Origin of the sequence: Pedobacter xixiisoli (assembly GCF_900215335.1) — a bacterium.
GTDB classification, from domain to species: Bacteria; Bacteroidota; Bacteroidia; order Sphingobacteriales; family Sphingobacteriaceae; genus Pedobacter; species Pedobacter xixiisoli.
In genome coordinates this window covers 747,948-764,038 of sequence record NZ_OCMT01000004.1, presented here as the reverse complement: position 1 = coordinate 764,038, position 16,091 = coordinate 747,948, and the positions used below count along the sequence as shown (strand labels likewise).

The following is a 16,091-nucleotide window of genomic DNA, read 5'->3' as shown; positions in this document are numbered from 1 at the left end:
GACCTTTTTTGAATAAATTGATAGTTCTATCTATTAATTATCAGCTCGTCCAAAACAGTTTATATTGGCTGCAAAGTTAAAAAACTCTGCCTTTTTTTAAAGCACCCACTAAGGTTAAGTTTAGGTTATTTAATGTAATTGCTAATTATTGCTACAATAGTGCTATTATTTTGCAGTTGTGGCAAATATTCGAATAAGATGTAATGCTTGTCTGAATCTATTTGCAAAGCAGTTTGCAGGTATTCTACTCCTTCCTGTAATTTACCCAAGGCAAACATATAAGCTACCATTCGGTAATAGAGTTCCGCAGCATCTGGATTGTTCTTAATTGCATCAAGCATGGTTTCTGAAGCTTCTACCAAACGACCTTGCTCGTACAAAACAGTCGAAAAATCTAACCAAGCCTCCACATCTACCGGATTAAACTCCAGCACTTTGTAGTAAGCTTCAATCGATTCGTCAATCTGTCCCAGTTTATAATAGGCATCAGCCATTGCGAACCAGAAATCTGCGTTTTCATTATCAAGGTCTAAAGCTTTTTTATAAAAATGCAACGACTCAAAATAACGTTCTTCAGAGTTTAAAGTAACACCAATCCCAAACCAAGCATCGGCCATCTTCGGGTCCATTTTTACAGATTTCTTGTAATAAGACCTAGCTTCGCCCATTTGCTCTAACTTCTCGTAGCATTCGCCAATGGCACAATACGTATCTGCATTAGGTGGTTCGTACTCAAAAGTTTGTTTGTAAACTTCAATGGCTTCTTCGTACTTATCTAACTGTACCAATGCATTTCCTTTGTTAAAATAAGCAGAAGAAAAATTCTCCTTAATCAGGATGGCGTAATCATAGGCATCTATTGATTTTTCGTAAAGCTCTAGCTTATGGAAAGAATTTGCCAAATTATACCACGCAGCATAAGAATAAGGGTCGCTATCAATGTATTCTTGGTAAAACTGTATACTTTCTTCCTGCTTATCTAAAATATCGTAACAAAAAGCAAGCTCATAAAGGCCGTCTTTGTTTTCCATATTTTGTTCTAAGCTACGCTTGATGTAAACAATTGCATTTTCATAATCGTGCATATTCTGATACACATATGCTATTTGCAAAAGTATTTCATCGGTGGTTTCTGCCAAGGTCAGCGCCTTTTCGTAATTCTCCAACGCTTCTGCATGGCGGTCCATGTTCTGATAGATATTACCTCTCAGAATATAAATATCTGCTTCCGAAGCCTCTAACATTTCCGCCTTTTCCAGCGCAGCAAATGCCCTGTCAACCTCATTGGTAAACAACAACAGTTGAGCTTGCTTAATTAAGAAAACAGCAGCATAAGGATGTTGGTTAAGGGCAAAATCAATTACCTCCAATGCCTTTGCTGGATCGTTCTTTTCTATATAATTATCTATGATATATTCAAAAGCCTGCGCATCAAAAAAGTACTGATCCTCATTACGGATCATCTCTTCATAACGTTCTACAGAGTGTTGCGCATCTTCATTAAAATCAAATTCAAATTCTTCTTCCATGTTTTTGAATATTTAAAAGAACAGGCCCTATTGCTTGGTAATACACTATAAGTTTACGTTAATTATTAAACAAGGTCACCAAAAAATTATCAACATACACACAATATGCTACTCAAATGTTTATAAATAAAAGAATTAGGAGAGTTAGCGTGTGATTGCATTAGCGACCGCTTGGCAGGGGCCTTTCTTCATTAAATACAAATTTCGATATATTTAGTTTGAAAAACGTAACATCAAAGTCATGAATAAGCTAAAAATTTCATTAACGTTATTGGTTTGCTTCTCAATTACTATACTTTATGCCCAGAACACAGAAGAAAGTTCCATTAAAAAAACTATTAATCAATTATTTGATGGCATGCGAAAATCTGATAGCACTTTGGTTAGGAACGCATTTAACCAAGGGGCTATCTTACAAACCATCGCCAACACTAAAGAAGGTCGTACGGTGGTAAGAAGCTCGGATGTGAATGCCTTCATTGCAAGCATTGCTAAGCCCCACCCAGAAATTTACGACGAAAGAATTACGTTTACCAAGATTTTGATAGATGACAATTTAGCCAGCGTGTGGACGGATTACAAGTTCTACATTGGGAAAAGGTTTAGCCACTGCGGAGTGAATTCTTTTCAACTGGTAAAGACAGAAAACGGATGGAAGACCGTTTACTTAATAGACACAAGGAGAAAAGAAAATTGCAATTAAGATTAGCCACAGATACACAGATGATTTTGACTAAAAGCTTAAAATGAAAATCTGTGCATCTGTGGCAAAAAACATTAGAAAACACTCCTTTTCTCTCTTATTTTTTGTTGATTTGTAGACATCCGTTAAAAAATAGAATTATGCAACCAGATATCAGTTCAATTTTAGCACAATTAGGCATTGCCGGATATAACCCTTCATATAGCACCGGAAGCAAATGGAGCCATGCAGCAAATGGCGAGCACATCCATAGCATGTCGCCAGTTGATGGAGAAAAAATATCTTCAGTTTTCGCAGCATCTTTGGAAGAATATGACCATGTCATCAGCACTGCTCAAGAAGCTTATAAATATTGGAACAAAGTTCCTGCACCTAAACGTGGCGAAATTGTACGTCAGTTTGGTGATGCTTTGAGGAAACAAAAACACGCCCTAGGCACTTTAGTTTCTTACGAAATGGGCAAAAGCTTGCAAGAAGGTTTGGGCGAAGTGCAGGAAATGATTGATATCTGCGATTTTGCGGTAGGTTTATCGCGTCAGTTGTATGGTTTAACCATGCACAGCGAAAGACCAAACCATCGTATGTATGAGCAATGGCATCCACTAGGTGTTGTGGGCATTATTTCCGCATTCAATTTCCCTGTGGCAGTTTGGAGCTGGAATGCAGCTTTGGCTTGGGTGTGCGGTAATGTTTGCGTTTGGAAACCATCAGAAAAAACTCCAATTACAGCCATTGCTTGTCAGCGTATAGCGGAAGATGTTTTTGCGGCAAACGATATTCCAGAAGGAGTTTCTAACTTAATCATAGGCGATGCCGAAATTGGAAAATTACTAAGCGCCGATACTCGTGTGCCTTTGGTTTCGGCAACGGGCTCTACCCGAATGGGCAAAGCTGTGGCGATGCAGGTGGCTAATCGTTTAGGAAAATCTATTTTAGAATTAGGTGGTAACAATGCCATCATCATCTCAAAAGATGCGGATTTAGAAATGTCTTTAATAGGAGCAGTTTTTGGCGCTGTAGGCACTGCCGGACAACGTTGTACCAGCACACGCAGATTAATCATCCACGAAAGCGTTTATGAAACCTTTAAAGCCAAATTGGTAAAGGCTTACGGGCAATTACGCATCGGAAATCCGTTAGATCAAAACAACCATGTGGGTCCACTGATTGACAAAGATGCGGTGAATGCTTATTTGGCTTCTATCGAAAAATGTAAAGCAGAAGGTGGCAGATTTGTGGTAGAAGGTGGTGTGTTAGCAGGTGATGAATACAACTCTGGTTGCTATGTAAAACCTTGCATTGCCGAAGTTGAAAATCATTACGAAATTGTACAGCACGAGACTTTTGCGCCAATTCTTTACTTAATTAAGTATAACGATTTAGAAGAAGCCATTGCTTTACAAAATGGCGTTCCTCAAGGTTTGTCTTCTGCAATTATGACGTTAAATTTGCGTGAAGCAGAGCAATTCCTTTCTGCGCAAGGTTCTGATTGTGGTATTGCTAATGTAAACATAGGTACATCCGGTGCAGAAATTGGCGGTGCTTTTGGAGGCGAAAAAGAAACTGGTGGCGGTAGAGAAAGTGGTTCCGATGCTTGGAAAGCTTACATGCGCCGACAAACCAATACGATTAATTATTCGAATACTTTGCCATTGGCGCAAGGCATTAAGTTTGATTTGTAATTAAAGACTTACGAGGTTTTTAAAAACTTCGTAAGTCTTTCTCTATAATTTATAGTGCTGATAAAATTTATTGCTAAATAACTCCTCAGGGTCATACTTAAGTTTCAATTTAAAGAAGTTGTCTGCTTGCGGATATGCCTTTCTCATTTTGTCACGGTTAATGTGTAACCTGTAAGGCAAGTAAAAAGTTCCTCCATTATTTAGCGCTACGTCTACAAGTTCATTGGTTAGATTTTTCATTTCCTTTTCTCCTTGTACTGTTTTCTTTTGATTAAACAAGAATACAAACCCAAACACATCTTCCCTAGCATAACTCAAGTAGCTATCCTTATCTTGATGAACTCCTCGAATAGTGATATTCAACAAGTCAATTTCAGAATGCTTTAATATTGGCTTTATTTCTTCAATATATCGATTGAAATTTCTTTCTGGGATGAAATATTCTTGAAGCAAATCTGTAGCAGAATGATCTTTATTTTCAATCAGGGAAGCATCACTGCTCAACACTTCATTTCTTGTGTATTCGCTATTCTTAAGGACTTTGTTCGCTCCTGTTTCTAAATCCCAGCGTAGCCTTTTTCCATATTCGCTATCCACACTTCCCCTAAAAACCAAACGTTGCGTTTCCACATTTTTTTGCCCATGCAACGGCTTGGGCTCAGCTTCAATTTTCTCGAAAAAATTTAAAGTTGCTTCTTCTAAAAAATGCTTATCAGAGATACGCAACCTGCCATAAACCATGTTTACTTTTGGATTTTCAGACACGTACTTTTTATAATGACTGATATAATTTTCCGGACTTAATTTGATGTATTTATATTGCAACGCTACATTGTCTACCACTTTCAGTTTAACCTCTAAAATAATTCCGAACAAGCCATAACCGCCAACAACCAAATGAAAGAGTTCTGGATTCTCTTCTCTGCTACAATTGACGATTTCTCCATTTGCCTTCATCAAAGTAAATGAAATAACACTTGAAGAAATAGGCGGCGAAGCTTTTTGCCAGCCATGTCCGTTTACGCTTATAGAACCACCAACCGAAAACGAGCTGAACGATTGCATTACCGCTATAGATTTCCCATATTGATCTAAATAGGTTAAAGCGTCATCCCATAAGGCACCCGAACCAATGGTTAATATATTATTTATAGTATCTAGCTGCATTTGCTTGTACGGAAGCATATTTAATACAATACCATTTGGGTAAATAGTATGTCCACCCATACTGTGTTGCGCACCTGCAATGGAGATTTTCAGCTTATTTTCCTTTCCATATTTTAAAATATTCCTGAGCTGAATTTCAATTTCCTTTTTACCATTCGGAACACTGATTATCGTGTCTACTTTGGTTAAATTCAAGCGACTGGCATCATCTGTATAACCTTTTGGTATTACAATTCTAGCATCGTCTTCTTTCCATTTCGTTTTTAAAAGATGAAATAATGGAATGGAAATGAAAATAGTTGAAATTAAGATGGTGATTTTCCAAAAGCGTTTTTTCATAAATTCTTAAAATTACACTCCAAAACTATCACATCATTTACTCCCAGCTTTTGACAAATGTCACAAAATGAAAAATGTAGCTATTTTTTTCTTATACGGCTTAAGGTCTCTCTACTTATTCCTAAATAGGAAGAGATATGGCTCAAAGAAATTCGATTTAAAAGCTTAGGCTGGTGTTGGATTAACTGCTCATAACGTTCTTTTGCAGAAAACATTCGCAGCGAATTTGCTTGTGCTTCGTTGCGGATATAGTATAACTCAGTAAGCCGTCTTCCTATGATGTTAAATTCTACAAAGTGCTCATAAAGCCAGTCAAGCTTATCTTTTTTTAGCACTATGAAAGTACTATCTTCCAATGTTTCGATATATTCAAAACTAGGCTGTAATGTGAAAAAACTAAAAACCGAAATAACCAACTCATTTTCAAACAAAAACCATGTATTCGTTTCAATCCCCTCCTTATTCAAATAGGAAACCCGAACAGCACCACTGATAATAAAATAAATACTGTCACTTTTTTCGCCTTCGCTTAAAAGCCTTTCGTTTTTCTTAAAGTTTACAACTTTGCTATTGGATACAATAGCTTCTTTTAACGAAACAGGCAGTTCGCCCATTTTGGAGAACACCTGAAACAGCTGTTCATAGTCATTAATGTTTTTCATATTTTGTAGGTAGCTGCAAATTAACAACTTTTCTAGAAACAAAAAGGCAGCTCAACCAATTGAACTGCCTTTTATATTTATGTAGAGCCCTGTAAAAGGGAGCGGATTTTATTTTGCCAAAAGGTCATCGCTTGTAGGCAACGTTTCTAAAGTTGCAGCCTTTGCTTGTGCAATGTATTTAGGAGCTATAGATTTCACATCAGAAGTACTTGCGATAAAGTTACCGGTAGTCATTTTTGCTGATGTACCCATCAAAGCGTAATGCTCTTCCGTAGAACCGCTCAACTTCAAACTTGCTTGGTCTTTTACTGAAGTGTAAAGATTCACTGTATTTGCATTGATATCAGCAGTTGCTTTGTCTTTCAACAACACATCTAAGCTTAAAAAGTTAACTTTTCCGTAAGTTTTCACCATTGCATTATCGCTTGCTTCGATAGACGAAATGTTACGAACGTATACCGTTACCGCTAAAGGCTCCTTTTCGAAAGAACTGATGCGCAACACACCATCTTTTTGCTGTACTAAAGCATTTTTTGAATAATAGCTATCGTACACCTTTACACTTTCTGTTGGCGCCTGTACTACAAACACTTCAACATTGCCCGATACTACAATTTTGTTGATGTTTTTCACCTCGTTTAAAACGGTTACATTTTTTACAGCTGAAGCGTTTTTTGTGTTTGCTTTAACATTGTCTTTAATGCTCTCGTTTGCAAATGCTGAAGTAGAAATGGTTACTAAACCTAATGCTACTGCGAATAAATTTTTAATAGAAGTTTTCATAATCTTAATATTTTTATCTTTTTGATTTTCTGTTAATTGTCAACCTTTATCAGGATGTTTTCGAATATAAGACTGCGAGAAAATAAAAACGTTGCACGGCTTTTCTCCGTTTTATACCACGAGCATGTAACCCTAGACCAACGCCTGTAATTTTTCGACCAACGGGCATCGTTTTTTTAAGAAGCTTAACCTTAGGTTTTCAATTTTTAGAAAATGAACGCCAATATTAATGGCTGTAACACCTGCAATGCGTCCAAAACTCATCTTTGCCTTCTTCGCGTCACCTTTATTTTCTTCGCGTTAAAAAGAATTACAGCAAAGGTTTTAGAAGTTTGCGCAAAGAACGCAAAGGCATTTTTTCAACTTTGTCAATCTTCATATGCGATATGTCGAGTAAGATTGACAAAGTTTATCTGCACAAAGGTTGTTAATTAAACCCGACAGCAATGGAAAGCCCGCAAGCGAATGTAATGAGTGCGGACTTGGAATGAATGGCGGGACTTTACCTAAATAGTAGTAGGAACATTGCTTTTCCAAAAATTATTGATACGCTGAATTAAGCTAAATATAGTTTGACGCTTTTTTTGAAAAAACAAGTATTTGCCGTAAGTTTAAAGATTTTAATCACCTTACCTTTTAATTGTTTTAGCCTTTAATCAATGTTACGAGTAAATAGTTCAGCTCCATGTCAGATTGTGTATTCATTGTGCAAACACGATTATCTGGGCTATTTAATTGAGCCGCATATTGTTCAGCTCAATCCGCAAGGCGATTTCTCGTTAACCTACCAAAGACTATTCACACACACGGCACAAGAGTTTGCCAAACACCTTACCGATTTAGATTTTAAGCTCATCAAGATTTTGGATGAGACCGAGCAAGATTTCATCATCAAAAAATACTATAAAAAAGCAATTAGGCCTTTTGAGTTTTTCAGCAAGTTTTACGACCAGAAATTTTACGATTCTGTAAGACCAAAGATGGAGAAAAAGCTGGTGGAGGTATTGGAAATCCTTAAAACTAAAGGCGGTTTATATTTAATGGATAAAGACGGCTGGCCCGCCGAGAGGAAACTGGAACTGGCTACCGAAGCTTCTACGATTTTATTTCACTTCCGTAGAAACGAAATGGAAACTCGATATTTTCCGACCATCAAATATCAGGGCTTGCGTATTGATTTTATGTTTAAAGATGCCCAAGTTATTTGCAATCAGCCTGCTTGGTTGTTATTAAACGACGTGATGTATTTCTTCGAACAAGATTTTGAAGGTAAAAAACTAACGCCTTTCCTTAACAAAAGATACATTACCATCCCAAAAGCGACGGAAGAAACTTACTTCGAGAAGTTTGTAGCTCCGCTAATAGAGAAATACCATGTTTATGCAGAAGGTTTCGACATTAAAACCGAAAAGCATGAACCCAAGGCAGCCATCAAGGTGATTTACGTGGAGGGCGGCATTTCGCAAATACAGCTTTATTTCAAATATGGTGAATACTCGTTTGCCATGGGTAACGAGCATAAGGTTACGGTTCGCTTAACTAAAGAGAGCGTTAAGGAAAATGCTAATACTGCTCTTGCAGAAAGTATAATCGACGATGAACCTAGCACTGCTAATGCAACGGTAAACTATACCTTCCATCGCATCAAAAGAAATATTGATTGGGAGAAACAGCAATTCAACTTCTTAACAGGCTTAGGCTTAAAAAAAGTGAGTGCGCTTTTCCATCATTTAGAACTACCTATTTTAAACGAAAACCACGATGCTTCTTATGCCATCATTAGTTGGGTAAATGAGCATATTGATGTTTTAAAGGAGCATGGTTTTGAAGTGGAGCAAGCCAACAGTGCCAAGCGTTTTGTACTTGGCAGCAATAAAATTGATTTCGAAATCAAAGAAGACAATGATTGGTTTGATATCAACGCCATCGTTTATTTTGGCATTCATCCTATTCCGTTCATTTCACTGAAACAGCATATCCTTCATAAAAAAAGGGAATTCGTTTTGCCAGATGGCGATATTGCCGTTATCCCTGAAAAGTGGTTTACGCAATACAGCAGCCTATTTAGCTTAGCTGATGGGGGCAAGCAATTGAAGTTGAAAAAATACCATATCGGTTTAATTAACGATTTGGCCGAAGACAGCATTGCCAATGTCACGCTAGATCGCAAATTGCAAAAGTTGAACGATTTTGAGCAAATCGATGATTTTTCGATGCCTGTAAATTTCAAAGGTGACTTACGTCATTACCAAAAAGCGGGCTACAATTGGTTCAGTTTTTTACGTGAATATAACTTTGGAGGTTGCTTGGCAGACGATATGGGTTTGGGTAAAACCATCCAAACCTTAGCCATGCTGCAAAAGATGAAGGAAGAGGATGTACAACAGAACAGCCACAGCACTTCGTTAATTATTATGCCTACTTCTCTAATTTACAACTGGATTAACGAAGCAAAGAAATTTACGCCGTCCTTAAAAATTCTTTCGCATACTGGTACCAACAGGAATAAGGATGTCGCTACTTTTGACAAGTACGACGTAGTGATTACCACTTACGGTGTAACCCGCGTAGATGCTGATGTATTGCAGGGATTTTATTTCAACTACATCATTCTCGATGAAAGTCAGAACATCAAAAATCCTTCTTCTAAGTCGTTCAAGGCGGTGAGAATGCTGAAATCGAGGCACAAATTGGTACTGAGCGGTACGCCAATAGAAAACTCGGTTAGTGACTTATGGACGCAGTTAACCTTTCTTAATCCAGGCTTATTGGGTACGCAAGCTTTCTTTAACGAGGAGTATGTACAAGCCATCGAAAAACGCAAGGACGAAGATAAAGCGAAGAAGCTACAGGCTATCATCAAACCTTTTGTTTTACGTAGAACAAAAGAGCAAGTTGCCTCGGAGCTACCTCCTAAAACGGAACATATTTTCTATTGCGATATGAGCGAAGACCAAGCGGCTTATTACGAAAAAACGAAATCGGCTTATCGCAACGATTTGTTAAGCAGCATGGACAATGGCACTTACGCCAAAAAACAAATCCAGATTTTGCAGGGATTAACCGCTTTACGCCAGTTGGCTAACCACCCTGTTATGATTGACAATGAATATACTTCGGATTCTGGCAAGTTCGAAAATGTGATGCATACGCTGGACAACGTTTTGAAAGGTGGGCACAAAGTCTTGATTTTCTCTCAATTCGTGAAACACTTGGATATCTTTAGAAAGCATCTGGAAAAGGAGCAAATCAGCTATGCTTATTTAGATGGCGGCACTAGAAACAGAGGAGAAATCGTAGCAGATTTCCAACAGAATGAAGATTTAAAGGTTTTCTTAATCTCCATAAAAGCGGGTGGTGTGGGCTTAAACTTAACCCAAGCCGATTATGTATTTATCCTAGACCCTTGGTGGAACCCAGCTATTGAGCAACAAGCCATTGACCGTACGCATAGAATTGGTCAGGACAAAAAAGTATTCATTTACAAGTTCATTTCAAAAGACACCGTAGAAGAGAAAATTTTGGCCTTGCAGCGTCGCAAGAAATCACTAGCAAGCTCGTTAATTACTACGGAAGAAAGCTTCTTTAAATCATTAAGTAAAGATGATATTAGAGACCTTTTGGCGTAAACCCAAAGAAGCAGGGTCCGTGTCACATTGAGCTTTTCGAAATGTTTCGCAAAGGCTTCGACAAGCTCAGCCTGACAAAACGCTATGTTTAAACATCTACAATTTTTTACTTTAAACTTTTAACTTATTATGCAGCCTTTCGATTTAGAACTTAACAACATCAATTACGCTGTTTTCCCAGAGGGGGAAGAAACTTACACCATTTACAAAGACGGTAAAGAATATTTGCAAATCCAAAAAGATGATGGAGAGCAATGGATTAAATTTGACGGTGAAACTGGCACACCTGTATTTGAATCGGACGAAGAAGTGAATGCTTTAGGAAAGCTAATTGAAGCTTACAAGGAAGAACCTGAAGAAGACGAAGAGAACGACGAGAGCGACCAAAGCGACGAGGAGTATTAATCTATGGAAGAGTCTTTTCACTTTAAACTTCGTGGCTTAGTTTACGAAATAGTCCCCGAAGAAGATAACACCTTCACCATTTTCAAGATGGAAGAAGAATATCTATTGATTACCAAGCTAAATGGCAAAAAATGGGTGCGTATTGATTACAAAACTGATGAGCCAGTAATTGAAGAAAATGATGAAGTAGAGGATTTTGGTGCCATTATCGAAAAATATATGACCTCATAGGTTTCATTGCCGTCGGTTTAAACCGACGGCAATGAAGCATAAAATCAATCGTCATCTCAACTGAAGCGCAGTCCCGAATCTTCGGGAGAGAGATATTTGAACATTCCCAACCAACCTCAAAGATTTCTCCACAAGGTCGAAATGACGACACGTCTAGGAAATCAAAATTACCACTCCATTATTTCTGGACTTAAATCTTTCCATTCTTTATTAGACCTATTAATTAAAATCTCTTTTTTCGCTCTGTTCCACTTTTTCAGCTGTTTCTCCCTAGCAATTGCTTCTTCTATTGTAAGATGTATTTCGAAATAGACACAAATTGTCAGCTCATATTTAGCAGTGAAAGAATTGGGATAAAACTTCGTCAGATGTTCACATATCCTACTTCTTAAATCTGAAGTTACGCCTATATACAAGGTGCTTCTTTGATAATTAGTCATAATGTAGATACAACCGCCTCTTTCCATTTAATTTATATTATTTGACTGTTCAGTTATTCTGCCGTCATCTCGACCGTAGCGGAGAGATCTTTGAACATTCCCAACCCACCTTAAAAGATTTAGCTTCGCTGATTTGCAATTCTCCACAAGGTCGAAATGACGAAACGCCTAATTACATATTCGATATACGAAAGACTACCCTGCCCAGCTTTCTCTATCCAAACTTCTATAATGAATGGCCTCTGCCAAATGCTCAATTTCTATTTTATCGCTGCCTGCTAAATCTGCGATGGTGCGGGATACTTTCAAAATACGATCGTAAGCACGGGCAGACAAACCTAACTTTTCCATTGCCTGTTTAATCAAGCCCCTACCAACTTCATCAATTTCACAGATTTTTCTTACCATATTGGCACTCATTTGCGCATTCGAATGCACACCATCCATTTCCACAAAGCGTTGATCTTGTATTTCCCTTGCTTTAATCACTCTGTCTCTAATCAGATTGCTTTTTTCCGCAGGACGAGACGACGACAATTCCGAGAAATTAACAGGCGTAACTTCTACGTGTAAATCAATTCTATCTAATAATGGTCCCGAGATTTTGCTGAGGTATTTTTGCACTACGCCTGGACCGCAAACGCATTCCTTTTCTGGGTGGTTATAAAAGCCACATGGACAGGGATTCATAGAAGCTACCAGCATAAAACTCGCTGGATATTCCACCGAAAACCGAGCCCTAGAAATGGTAACCTTTCTGTCTTCCAAAGGCTGACGCATCACTTCCAGTACAGTACGCTTAAACTCTGGGAGTTCATCCAAAAACAAAACGCCATTATGGGCTAAAGAAATTTCCCCAGGTTGCGGATTCATTCCACCACCAACGAGCGCTACATCCGAAATGGTATGGTGAGGGTCTCTGTAAGGTCGTTCTGTCATTAAGGCATTACTTGCCGTTAAGCGACCAGCCACAGAATAGATTTTAGTGCTTTCTAAAGCTTCATGTAAATTCAACGGCGGCAAAATAGTAGGCAATCTTTTCGCCAGCATGGTCTTACCTGCACCTGGTGGGCCAATTAAAATCACATTGTGACCACCAGCTGCTGCAATCTCCAACGCCCTCTTAATATTCTCCTGTCCTTTCACATCAGAAAAATCCTGTTCGTAGCTATTAATTTGTTTATAGAATTCTTCGCGAGTATCTACTTTAATGGGTTGCGGCTGTTCCTTTCCAGTAAAAAAGTGGATGACATCCAGCAAACTCTCCATTCCATAAACATCTACATCATTTACAATGGCGGCTTCCCTCGAATTTACATTCGGCAAAATCAATCCTTCAAAGCCCTCTTTTCTAGCCTGTATGGCAATAGGTAAAGCACCTTTAATACTCTGCAAGCCGCCATCAAGCGATAGCTCGCCCATAATCACATACTTTTCCAGTTTTGTGCCATCTATCTGACCAGAAGCGGCCAAAACACCAATAGCAATAGGCAAATCGTAGGCAGAACCTTCTTTCCTAATATCAGCGGGTGCTAAATTGACCAATATTTTTTGACGAGGCATGTGGTATCCAGCAACACGGATAGCGCTTTCTACTCGATGAAGACTTTCTTTCACAGCATTATCAGGTAAGCCTACCATATAATATTTGCTGCCAGCCCCAACGTTCACTTCAATGGTAATGGTAATAGCGTCTACCCCGTAAACGGCACTTCCATAAGTTTTTACAAGCATAGATAGATGTTTTTCAATTTCAAGGTATGAAATTTACAGACAACAAAAAAGCCAGTGCGGTTAACACTGGCTTTATACCTAACGATTATTCCTTATAGTGATAAAATCTCTGCCAATTTCAACCAAGCTGGTGTAACTTGCGTCGCATCGATATGTTTAATCGCCTTAGAAAATGGCGTAAATACAATCTCTTTATTGATTTGTCCAACCATTACTTTCGACTTTCCTTCTAGCAAAGCTTCTACAGCGGCAACACCTAAACGACTTGCCAATACTCTATCTGCACAAGAAGGACTTCCACCACGTTGGATGTGTCCCAACACCGAAACCCTAATATCGTGGTGAGGGAAATTTGCTTTTAAAGCCTCCCCAACATTGTAAGCACCACCAGCTTCATCGCCTTCGGCTACCACAATAATTTTCGATGCTTTGTCTTTACGTCCGTGCTCTACACGGTGTATTAAATCTTCAATTCCAGTCTTTGCTTCTGGGATAAGAATAGCTTCAGCTCCTACGCCAATACCACTTCTTAAAGCAATCATGCCCGAATCTCGACCCATCACCTCTACAATGAAAAGCCTATCGTGAGATTCTGCCGTATCTCTAATCTTATCTACAGCATTTACTACCGTATTAATCGCAGTATCGTAACCAATGGTTAAATCGGTACCTTCTAAATCGTTGTCAATAGTTCCCGGTAAACCAATAATGGGAAAATCATACTCTTGCGAGAATACGTCTGCACCAGTAAAAGTTCCGTCTCCGCCAATTACTACTAAAGCATCTATATTGCTCTCAACTAAGTTTTTATAGGCTTTAGCTCTTCCTTCCTTACTTCTAAAATCGTCGCAACGGGCAGTTTTTAAAATAGTTCCACCACGTTGAATAATATTCGCAACAGATTTACCATCCATCGGAATAAAATCAGCATTGATTAAACCATCATACCCTCTTAAAACCCCCGTAACTTTCAACTTGTAGTATAAACTACCTCTAACAACAGCTCTAATTGCGGCATTCATTCCTGGAGAATCGCCCCCAGAAGTTAGCACACCTATATTTTGTATTTTGCTCATTTATTTTTTGTTAGCAAATTCAGTTAATCCCTTATCAAGATAGCCCAAATATGCATCTATATTAAATTCAACACCTATCGGCGGAGAAACCAGTTCTTTTTCTTCGGTATCAAGCAGCACATAGTAAGGCTGCGCAATGGTACCAAATCTTTCTGCCTGCAAATGTTGGAATTTTTTTCCAACCGTGTTCACTTGAGTTTTCAAGATTTGCGAATAAAATTGTTCTGCCTCTGGCAAAGCCGTCTTATCGTCAGTATAAAGCGAGACTACGATGTAATCTTCTTTCAATTTTTTTAACACTCGTTTATCAGACCAAACACGTGCTTCCATTTCTCTACAGTTCACACATCCGTGACCGGTAAAGTCTAAAAATAATGGCTTTTTTACTTCTTTGGCATAAGCTAGAGCTTCTTCGTAATCGAAATAGCCATCTATTCCATGGGGGATATGAAGAAAATCGGCATATTTCTTTTTCTTTCCAGAGTTATCACTATGCGAAGCCGTACCCGTTCCGCTACCCTCTCCTATTACAAAATCTTGAGTAGCCAAAGGCGGTACCAATGCACTTACTGCTTTTAAAGGTGCTCCCCATAAGCCTGGGATTAAGTAAACTGCAAAAACAAAACTTGCAACTGCTACAAAAAACCTTGGTACAGAAACGTAAGGCAAATCACTATCGTGAGAGAATTTGATTTTTCCTAATAAGTAAACCCCTAAAAGAATGGCCAATACAATCCAAATAGCTAGAAAAATCTCTCTATCTAAAATACCCCAATGGTAAGCCAAATCTGCAGTAGAAAGGAATTTCAGTGATAAGCCTAACTCCAAAAAACCCAAAACTACTTTGATCGAGTTCAACCAACCTCCAGATTTAGGCAAGCCAGTCATTAAGCTTGGGAAGATGGCAAATGTGGTAAAGATTAAAGCTAACGAAAGTGAAAAACCGAACATCACCACAATTGGCGTAAGCAAATCTGTATTGATGGCTACCAACGAAGTTCCAATTAGTGGTCCAGTACAAGAAAACGAAACTACAGCCAAGGTTGCTGCCATGAAGAATATCCCACCTAAACCTTTCGAATCTGACTTTGCATCGAGTTTGTTTACGATAGAACTTGGCAACATAATTTCAAATGCGCCTAAGAACGAGATACCAAATATCAATAGAATAATGAAGATGAAAACGTTGAAGAAGCCATCGGTAGAAATCTGGTTGAGTGCGCTTGCACCCCAAATTAAAGTGATGATGATACCTAAACCAACGTAAATAACGATGATAGATAAACCATAGATAATGGCACTTCTAATCCCTTTGGCTTTACTTTCTGCCCGTTTAGTAAAAAAACCAACGGTAAGTGGCACCATCGGAAAAATACAAGGTAAAAAGAATGCGGCTAAACCTGCCAGCAAACCTAATCCGAAAGTTACCCAAAGGGAAGTTGGTTCTGCCGGAGTTGCAGTAGCAGTTACCGCTGTTCCATTTTTAACAGTATCTACAGCTGCTTCTTTAGATGCTGGAATTTTACTGTTCGCAATACTATCTTCCTTAGAACCAATAGTGGTAAACTCAATGTCGCCCATATCGGCAGTTGCCGTGGTATCTTCTTGAGATTGCTGAGCATAGCCGTTATCAGCATAAAATACGGTAAAAAGTGCTATTAAAAGCACCCATAATAAGTTTAGTTTTTTCATTTGTGTGTTGTGTGGAGCG

At 38.5% G+C, this 16,091-nt stretch carries 13 protein-coding genes; 5 read left to right on the top strand and 8 right to left on the bottom strand.

Going from position 1 to position 16,091, the window contains the following annotated elements; genetic code table 11:
- Positions 1-125: 125 nt before the first annotated feature.
- Positions 126-1,529: a tetratricopeptide repeat protein gene (locus CRO54_RS19385; RefSeq protein ID WP_097133725.1), complete on the bottom strand. Its 1,404-nt coding sequence runs from the start codon at positions 1,527-1,529 to the stop codon at positions 126-128.
- A 241-nt stretch (positions 1,530-1,770) separates the two neighbouring features.
- Here CRO54_RS19385 and CRO54_RS19380 point away from each other — a divergent pair, with 241 nt between their 5' ends.
- Complete coding sequence (locus CRO54_RS19380; protein WP_097133724.1) at positions 1,771-2,232, top strand: nuclear transport factor 2 family protein; 462 nt, start codon at positions 1,771-1,773, stop codon at positions 2,230-2,232.
- Between the two features lie 140 nt (positions 2,233-2,372).
- A complete protein-coding gene (gene amaB, locus CRO54_RS19375) occupies positions 2,373-3,914 on the top strand; it encodes an L-piperidine-6-carboxylate dehydrogenase (RefSeq protein ID WP_097133723.1) in 1,542 nt (513 codons plus the stop codon).
- 42 nt (positions 3,915-3,956) lie between these two features.
- Here the strand turns inward: amaB and CRO54_RS19370 are convergent, their stop codons facing one another.
- The 3 genes from CRO54_RS19370 to CRO54_RS19360 all read right to left on the bottom strand — a co-directional run bounded on the left by CRO54_RS19370 (position 3,957) and on the right by CRO54_RS19360 (position 6,865).
- Entirely contained in the window at positions 3,957-5,420 is a 1,464-nt protein-coding gene (locus CRO54_RS19370; RefSeq protein ID WP_097133722.1) for an FAD-binding oxidoreductase, read from the bottom strand.
- A gap of 80 nt (positions 5,421-5,500) precedes the next feature.
- A complete protein-coding gene (locus tag CRO54_RS19365; RefSeq protein ID WP_097133721.1) occupies positions 5,501-6,082 on the bottom strand; it encodes a Crp/Fnr family transcriptional regulator in 582 nt (193 codons plus the stop codon).
- 108 nt (positions 6,083-6,190) lie between these two features.
- A complete protein-coding gene (locus tag CRO54_RS19360; protein ID WP_097133720.1) occupies positions 6,191-6,865 on the bottom strand; it encodes a GIN domain-containing protein in 675 nt (224 codons plus the stop codon).
- 659 nt (positions 6,866-7,524) lie between these two features.
- Between CRO54_RS19360 and CRO54_RS19355 the strand changes: the two genes are divergently transcribed.
- The 3 genes from CRO54_RS19355 to CRO54_RS19345 all read left to right on the top strand — a co-directional run bounded on the left by CRO54_RS19355 (position 7,525) and on the right by CRO54_RS19345 (position 11,130).
- A complete protein-coding gene (locus CRO54_RS19355) occupies positions 7,525-10,494 on the top strand; it encodes a DEAD/DEAH box helicase (RefSeq protein ID WP_097133719.1) in 2,970 nt (989 codons plus the stop codon).
- Positions 10,495-10,623: 129 nt separating this feature from the next.
- Positions 10,624-10,899 (top strand): hypothetical protein, encoded by a 276-nt coding sequence (locus CRO54_RS19350; protein WP_097133718.1) that lies wholly within the window; start codon positions 10,624-10,626, stop codon positions 10,897-10,899.
- A 3-nt stretch (positions 10,900-10,902) separates the two neighbouring features.
- A complete protein-coding gene (locus tag CRO54_RS19345; protein ID WP_097133717.1) occupies positions 10,903-11,130 on the top strand; it encodes a hypothetical protein in 228 nt (75 codons plus the stop codon).
- A 167-nt stretch (positions 11,131-11,297) separates the two neighbouring features.
- Here CRO54_RS19345 and CRO54_RS19340 read toward each other — a convergent pair whose 3' ends face one another.
- From CRO54_RS19340 to CRO54_RS19325, 4 genes are all read right to left on the bottom strand, one after another.
- Positions 11,298-11,597, bottom strand: coding sequence for a GIY-YIG nuclease family protein (locus CRO54_RS19340; RefSeq protein WP_097133716.1), 300 nt, complete (start codon positions 11,595-11,597; stop codon positions 11,298-11,300).
- Positions 11,598-11,765: 168 nt separating this feature from the next.
- Positions 11,766-13,304 (bottom strand): YifB family Mg chelatase-like AAA ATPase, encoded by a 1,539-nt coding sequence (locus CRO54_RS19335; RefSeq protein WP_097133715.1) that lies wholly within the window; start codon positions 13,302-13,304, stop codon positions 11,766-11,768.
- Between the two features lie 92 nt (positions 13,305-13,396).
- Positions 13,397-14,380, bottom strand: coding sequence for a 6-phosphofructokinase (gene pfkA / locus CRO54_RS19330; RefSeq protein ID WP_097133714.1), 984 nt, complete (start codon positions 14,378-14,380; stop codon positions 13,397-13,399).
- Positions 14,381-16,072, bottom strand: coding sequence for a protein-disulfide reductase DsbD family protein (locus CRO54_RS19325; protein WP_097133713.1), 1,692 nt, complete (start codon positions 16,070-16,072; stop codon positions 14,381-14,383).
- Positions 16,073-16,091: the final 19 nt, after the last annotated feature.